This window comes from Sulfurimonas sp., assembly GCF_027056685.1.
GTDB lineage: Bacteria > Campylobacterota > Campylobacteria > Campylobacterales > Sulfurimonadaceae > Sulfurimonas.
In genome coordinates this window covers 1-7,061 of sequence record NZ_JALUKE010000217.1, presented here as the reverse complement: position 1 = coordinate 7,061, position 7,061 = coordinate 1, and the positions used below count along the sequence as shown (strand labels likewise).

General features: G+C 36.0%; 8 protein-coding genes. 1 reads left to right on the top strand and 7 read right to left on the bottom strand.

The window, feature by feature from the left end; translation table 11 throughout:
* Positions 1-530: Rho termination factor N-terminal domain-containing protein (locus MVY38_RS09620; protein ID WP_297485642.1), on the bottom strand; the 530-nt coding region annotated here is incomplete at its 3' end.
* A 161-nt stretch (positions 531-691) separates the two neighbouring features.
* Here MVY38_RS09620 and MVY38_RS09615 point away from each other — a divergent pair.
* On the top strand, positions 692-1,309 hold the full coding sequence (locus MVY38_RS09615) for a ferredoxin-thioredoxin reductase catalytic domain-containing protein (protein WP_297485640.1): 618 nt from the start codon (positions 692-694) through the stop codon (positions 1,307-1,309).
* Positions 1,310-1,322: 13 nt separating this feature from the next.
* Here MVY38_RS09615 and MVY38_RS09610 read toward each other — a convergent pair whose 3' ends face one another.
* The 6 genes from MVY38_RS09610 to soxB all read right to left on the bottom strand — a co-directional run.
* A complete protein-coding gene (locus MVY38_RS09610; RefSeq protein WP_297485638.1) occupies positions 1,323-2,249 on the bottom strand; it encodes a DUF302 domain-containing protein in 927 nt (308 codons plus the stop codon).
* A gap of 9 nt (positions 2,250-2,258) precedes the next feature.
* Positions 2,259-2,693 (bottom strand): DsrE family protein, encoded by a 435-nt coding sequence (locus MVY38_RS09605; RefSeq protein WP_297485636.1) that lies wholly within the window; start codon positions 2,691-2,693, stop codon positions 2,259-2,261.
* Positions 2,694-2,704: 11 nt separating this feature from the next.
* Complete coding sequence (locus MVY38_RS09600) at positions 2,705-3,079, bottom strand: DUF255 domain-containing protein (RefSeq protein ID WP_297485634.1); 375 nt, start codon at positions 3,077-3,079, stop codon at positions 2,705-2,707.
* On the bottom strand, positions 3,072-3,977 hold the full coding sequence (locus tag MVY38_RS09595; RefSeq protein WP_297485632.1) for an MBL fold metallo-hydrolase: 906 nt from the start codon (positions 3,975-3,977) through the stop codon (positions 3,072-3,074). The genes MVY38_RS09600 and MVY38_RS09595 overlap by 8 nt, the downstream gene beginning before the upstream one ends.
* Positions 3,978-4,007: 30 nt before the next feature.
* On the bottom strand, positions 4,008-5,252 hold the full coding sequence (locus MVY38_RS09590) for a hypothetical protein (protein WP_297485630.1): 1,245 nt from the start codon (positions 5,250-5,252) through the stop codon (positions 4,008-4,010).
* Between the two features lie 66 nt (positions 5,253-5,318).
* A partial coding sequence (gene soxB / locus MVY38_RS09585) for a thiosulfohydrolase SoxB (RefSeq protein ID WP_297485628.1) occupies positions 5,319-7,061 on the bottom strand: 1,743 nt, incomplete at its 5' end.

Below are 7,061 nucleotides of genomic sequence, written 5' to 3'. Positions count from 1 at the left end.
TCTGTTGGATAAAGCGGTGTTAAGTTTTCAAAAAGTGGACGCTTTTTACTCTCTTCTGGTGGGAGTGAGTTTACTGCTTCTATTTTAATAAGTGCATAGTAGCGCTCTTGATCTTTTGGAGGTCTTACTTGCCCTGTGACTACATCTCCATTTCTAAGCGCAAAGCGTTTTATCTGTGTATTTGAAACATAGGCATCATTAATACTTTCATTAAAACTTTGATCAATAGAACGGATAAAACCATAACCATCTTGCATAATTTCTAAAATACCACTAAAGAGGATAAATCCACCCTGTGCCGTTTGTGCTTTTAAAATTTCAAAAATAACATCTTGGCGTTTAAGCTCATTTGGATGTTCAACACCAAGTTTCGTTGCCATATCAACAAGATCACCAATACTTTTTGTACGGAGTTCTTCAACACTTGAACCTTTTACGGGTGTATGTGTTCTTGAATTATTGTTTTTTCTGTTGTTATTGTTTTTTGGATTTTTTTTAGCTTGTTGTGTAGATGAAGTGCTTTCGCTCATAGGAATGACTGCCTTAACTTTTTTGGATTTTATTGCGGGAAAGATTAGAATATATTTTTGAGTATATATCTATTTGTATGTGAAATTTTACAATAACTTTACAGCGAATGTCAAGCTTAAGAGTCTCTTTGCTACAATTGCGCTCAAAAAAGGATACAAATATGTTAAAAATGATGATAGGTTTTTTTAAAGATTATTTTAAATATAAAGATGAAGTGAAAAAACAGAAGAGATGGATAGCAAAATTTACTACACAAAAAAATTATGCATTAAATCCTAGTTGGATGATGTCTACGAATTTGGAAATATGGTTAAGTGAGATGGAAAAAACATTTGGTAAGCGTTACTGCCCATGTTTTGAACCTTCAAATGATGAAGCACTCAATAAAAAGATGCTCTGCCCCTGTGAATTTATAGATGATGAAATAAAAGAGTATGGTACATGTCATTGTGCTCTGTTTGGTAGTCCTGATTTAGATAAGGCTGGATGGAAAGCATCATCAGATAGATTGATGAGTGAGTATCGCGTTCCACTAAATTTGAAAAATGGAGTTTTAGATACAAGAGGAATGCCAAAAGATTCTAGGCGTAATCTCGCTGTTCCTGATGCTATGCATCAGCTAAAATCTACATTAAATAGTTATAATCAAAAGCAATTGAGTATGATAGTAGAGTCTGAGCAAGAAGCAAAAAATTTAGAAAAAATTGCTTCTTTTCGTGGATATACTTACTCTAAAGAGCCAAAAGATGACTACTATAAAGTAAATTTAGAGTTTTAAGAGTAACTAATAGCTACTCAGTTACATCTTTTAAGATGGACTCAAAATCTTTTTGCGCTTTAAGTAACTCGGCTTTTGCCGCTTTGTCTTCTACTTTTGCAGAGCTAAGCCAGTTGTAAACAGCAGGGAAACCTACTACGACTTTGTTTTCACCTTTTTTCTTGTATATCATTGTCGTACATGGTGCAAAAGCTGCTGCTTGTGGTCTACTTTTTGAAACAGTGTAAATGACAGGCAATTTACAGATAGAGTATGTTAAATAAAAATCATACGGAGATTCTACTTTACCATCTTCTGTAAGTACTTCATTGAGATCCATATACTCTGGGACAACAAAGCCAAAGGGTTTAAATGCAGATTCAAGATTCATTGTAAATTCATCTTGTACATCATCCATATCATCATCTGGATCAACTTCCATCTCATAGGTAGTAACAAGATTGTGTGATGTTTGTAAACTATCTGCACTATATGTATGTACTGCGTTTACAAAACGCTTTTGAACGACGGCTAGTACCTCTTTTTCTATCTTTTTAAGTAGTGTGAGGTCTTTAATACCTAAAATTTTGCCCTGTGCCTCTGCTGTTAAGAAAGAGAGATGTAAATTATTTTCGCCTTTTGCTTGGTAAATCCCCATTCCCATTGGTGTAAAAGCACCAGCTTTTGGATACTTGTCAACAAGTTGCTTGGTGTATCTTTTACTCCAAAATGTCATAAGAGTAAAAATCTTGTATTTTGTCTCTTTAAACTGCTTCTTAAAAGGACCTATCATATTGCTATTTAGCTCTACATGTAAGCCACCCTTGTTCAGTGCTTCTTCAATCATATAAGGTGTGATTTTTCCATCTTTGTTAGCAACACTAAAAAGATTCAAATCCCCTTTTGCCTGTAAGCTTGCAGCACATAAAAGTGCCAGAGCTAAAAGTAGTAATTTTTTCATATTTTCATCCTATGGTTTAATATATATCCAGCCTGCTTTGACACTCTCTAGGAGCTCAACAACACCGGCGGTGACTATGACAGAACCCTCTACAAGGTCCTCTTTTTTTACTTTGAGTGTGCGCATAGTGTTTCCACAGGCAACGAACTCAACATCGTACTGCATAAGAGCATCAACTCTAAGCGCTGTTTCGTGGTTGCGTTTGTAAAGTAGTGCAAGACCTTTTGAGTAGGCGACGATTTTCATCTCTACCTTTTCTGGTCCATAAAACTTCAATACATTGTTTGCGACACTCAGTATATGATCAAGAGCAGCAGGAGAATCTTCTGTGACAGAGAAGACGATTTGTCTTGGATTGTCAATGGAAGGTTTTGGATCTGCATACTCTGTATCTGCAAATAAGAGAATACAGAAGCTAAGTAAAATGAGTGTAAACTTTTTCATACTTTACGCCTTTATTTTATATTTTTGGTTAAATCTTTAAAATCTTGGATGTTCCAAGAAGCAGGAATTGTCTTTACGATTTTTTGTTCTTTGTTAACAAAAAAGAAAGTTGGGGTAAAGTGTACTTTGATGCCCAGAGGAAGATCATCAAAGTCTAAGTCAAGTTTGACAGGTATGAACTTCTGTTCAATCCATTTAGACATCTGTACATCGTTAAATACTTGAGCATCCATTTTATGGCAGTAGTGACAGTCACTTCTCACGACATCAATCATGATGACTTTTCCACTCTTTTTTTGCATTTTAAGTGCATCCTTATAGTTGTGAAACTCTAAGGCAAAAAGTGACATGGCGCTCACTAGTAAAACTAAAACTATCTTATTCATCTTCCCACTCCAATGTCCGGTATGCTGTCTCTACATTTTGTCTATGAATAGAGTCATAAAAAGGGACATTTTTATACTCTTTCATTGTAACTCTGTTTACAGCATCTCCTATATTTACTCCATCATCAATGAGTTTGATAAGGCTGCGTTTGAGTTTGCTAAGATAGTTGTAAGTAAAATCTATGCTGCGTTTATCTGTACGCTTTCCATGTCCTCCGATGATATATTTGACATTCATTTTGCGTAGCTCTTTGAGTGCTGTGAGCCAACCGTTAATGTTTCCATCTCTCAAAGAAGGGAGTCTTGCATTAAAGACCAAATCTCCTGCAAAAACGACTTTTTTACTTGGAATGTAAACGAAAAGATCATGCGCTGTATGTGCTTTATGGTTTACACTCTCTATGAGAACCTTTTCTCCATTTATCTGTAGTGTTTTGTTGTTATCAACGAATATCGTAGGATAGACTTGCTCTGTACCTTTAAACGCTTCTACAGAGATTCTTCTTTGCATTCGTGTAATTTTGGCTTTTGGAAGATTTTTAAAGTTGCTTGGACCTATGATCTGTGCGCCTTGCTTTTTATAAAAACCATTGCCTAACCAGTGGTCATCATGAACATGACTATTTATAACATAAGAGACCGGGAGATTTTTGATTTTTTGCATTTGTGAGTATGCTTGAGTGGCGTACTGGAATGTAGGACCACTATCTATCACAAGATAGCTACTTCCCATATTAACAAAACATGAGTTAGACATGTTTCCATTGTTACGCTTATCCATCACTTGGGCTAAGCCAAAGAAGCAGTAAATATCTTTACTGACCGCTTTAGGGTGAAGTTTATAGTCAAAAGAGAAAAGAGAGTTTACGAGTAAAACAGTTAGTAAAAGTGACTTCAAAGCGTAATCCTTATATTTTAAAATTTGATTTTAAAATTTTACTTGCCATTGCATAATCCATGCATTGTCTTTATATCCACCTAAACCAGCAAACTTGTCTTTATCGCCAGAAGCTATGATATAGTTGAGTACAAGCTTGTGTGCATTACGATTTCTTTTAGAATTTCTATCCATTTTGTTATTAAACTGGCTCAAATAGATATTAACACCTACATAGGTATTTCCTAAATTGTAAGTGGAAGCTCCAGTTCCTTTTGCAGCAGAAGCTTGAATATGTTTAATGGTTGGTTCAAAAGTGTTGTTAATAGCATATTGCGCACTTACAGTAAGTGTATTTTCATCATAATCTTTTTTACCTTTAATATTATGTGCACTAATATATTCAGCTTTTACATTTGCTCCATTCATAAAACTTGAATCAAAACCAAGTGTATAAAGAGAATAGTCCTCTGTGTCTTTTGTAAGTACAGTTCCAGGAACTGTTCCTGTAGCAGGGTCATATTTATAGGTTGTTTGTCCCTTAATCCCTCCTGCATTTTCTGAGAGTGCATATGATGCTTCTACATGTAAAAGTTCAGTCCAGTCAAACATTCCCCGGACTGCATAAGAATTTCCATTTCCCTCTTTTGCATTTGTAACAGCAGCACTTCGCCCAGCCTGATTGGCAATCATTACATCATACCCAAAGCCTTTCCATGCATGTTCGTGCCCCATTTCAAAACCACTTACTTTTCCATTGTTCCCAAAGCCAATATCACGTCCTGAAAACATTAAACCCATATTACGCTCGAGTACAAGTTTTTTATCGAGCCCTCGTTCAGCTGCATCTAAATTCCAACCTGGCATTGTAAAGCCCATACCATTTGGCATTTTAATAACACCCATTTTTGGGATGAAAGCCTTGTTGAATTTATATGCTATAAATGCATCTTTAATATTGTCAGGAACACCTATTCCAGAAGCACCACCTGCATCTGTTGTTTTATTTGCCGCACTATTTTGATTGAAATCAATAAATACTTTTGAAAGTACTTTTCCTGCAACATATTTCCAGCCTAAACGAATACGCTGTGCATGAAAAGAGATGTCATTTTCTTTCCCCTTTGTGGCAGACCCTTTTCCACCTCTCATCTCCACTTGTGCAAAACCAAACATAGTCAGTTTTGTATCAATATCACCAATTTTTTTCTTCATCGTGTAACCAGCATGCGCTGAGGTAGCCATTAATAGTACCGCAGCTGTTCCTGCCGCTAACTTAATCATGTTTTTCTTCATTACTTATCCTTATTTATATTTAACATACCCGACATTGATGTCAGCTGCAACTGCCATCATTTCTGATTAGCAGCCTCTAGAACCTTTTGTGGGACATCCACAACTATAATCAACTAGAGTTACATTTCCTTTATTACTGACATCAACAACTTTTTTGCGTTTGATATAATCCCGTACAACATCATATACCGGACGGATTTTATCTTTCTGGAGATTTTCACCAGCTTTTTGTAAATTACCACCCCATGATGATACCGTATATGTCTTTTGTAAATCTATAGGCTTCCCTCCAATCATAAGTTTGGAGATTCTTTTACCTGATTTATTGGCTACGGCGATACTATATGTAGCACCACCTAATCGACTCATATCTCCTCCTTGTTGGTAAAGAGGATTTTCATTAAATACATTGTCTGCAATATCTTCTAAAAGCGTAGCAATTTTTGCACCTTTTAGTTCAAATGTATAAACATTTGGATAAGTAATACCACACATTTCATAGACATGGTCCATTGTTATGTCTTCACCTGCAAGAACAGTCGTTCCCCATCTGTAGCCTGGTGTAAAAGAGATGTCACATTTCATTTCATGCATTACAGCGTCATTGATAAGTTGATCAAAAGTGGAGAAGAAAGTATCACGCTTATAGAGCATACCTTTTGTCTTTCCTAAGACCTCATTAAACTCTTTGTCATATGGTGCATAAAGTTCATTGACAAGTTTTACACCATCTGGATCAGCTGGAATAATGTTTGAAGCGATAGGAATAAGTTTATACTCATACCCTTTTACTTTACCATTTTTTGCATCAATGTCTAAACGACCGATATATTTTCCATGGCTTCCTGCAATTACAATAACAGTACCATTTATAACCACTGGTTTTGGTGAAGGGTCATGCGTATGTCCGCTGAGTATAAAGTCAATACCTTTTACTGTTCTCGCCACCTCTTGATCAACACTGAAACCATCGTGAGAAAGTACAACAACACAATCAACTTTTTTCTCATTTCTAAGTTCATTTACATACTCTTGAAGCGTATCCATTCTCAGACCAAAACTCCAACCCTCTGTAAACTCTTTAGGGTTTGCAGTAGAAGTAAATGGGAATGACTGCCCAATAATACCAATCTTTGCACCACCTCTCTCTTCAATAGTGTACGGCTCAAATATTAGCTCTTCATACTCATCTGAGAAAGGGTCATCACCCACAACATTTTGTGAAATGAATTTTGCATCGAGCATATCTATAAGTTCTCTAACGCGCTCTTTTCCATAAGTAAATTCCCAGTGTCCTACCATAGTATCTATACCAAGATAGTTTTGTGCTTTTACAATGGCTTCACCACGGCTTTTAAGTGCAACACCTGTCCCTTGCCATGTATCACCAGAGTCAAGGAAAAGGACATTTTTTTTACCTCGTTCAGCGATAATATGGTCAGTAAGTGTTTTGATATGCGCAACACCACCCATTTTTCCAAATTTATGAGCAAGTGCATTAAAATCCATATAGGTGTCAAAATAAGCATCCAAAGAGCTTGGTTCTAGTCCATAGAATTTTTCAAATGACTCACCACATAAAAAGCCTGGTGTCCCTACTAAATTTGGAGCAGAGATCAAAGTTGAAGGCTCTCTCCAGTAAAGGGGTTTAATATGGGCATGTAAATCACAAATGTGCATAAGTGTAAAATTACCCATAGAATCAAATTCATATATATCTTTTAAACCTATTTGCTCTATTGATTTTGAACTAGCAAAACTACTTGTAGCCGCACCTAGTCCAAAAATTGCTGCAATATGCATAAAGTC

Excerpts from the sequence above, each read along its gene's own strand:
- MVY38_RS09605 (WP_297485636.1), bottom strand. The coding sequence starts at position 2,693 with ATGAAAAAGTTTACACTCATTTTACTTAGCTTCTGTATTCTCTTATTT.
- MVY38_RS09590 (WP_297485630.1), bottom strand. The coding sequence starts at position 5,252 with ATGAAGAAAAACATGATTAAGTTAGCGGCAGGAACAGCTGCGGTACTA.
- MVY38_RS09600 (WP_297485634.1), bottom strand. The coding sequence starts at position 3,079 with ATGAATAAGATAGTTTTAGTTTTACTAGTGAGCGCCATGTCACTTTTT.
- MVY38_RS09615 (WP_297485640.1), top strand. The coding sequence starts at position 692 with ATGTTAAAAATGATGATAGGTTTTTTTAAAGATTATTTTAAATATAAA.
- MVY38_RS09610 (WP_297485638.1), bottom strand. The coding sequence starts at position 2,249 with ATGAAAAAATTACTACTTTTAGCTCTGGCACTTTTATGTGCTGCAAGC.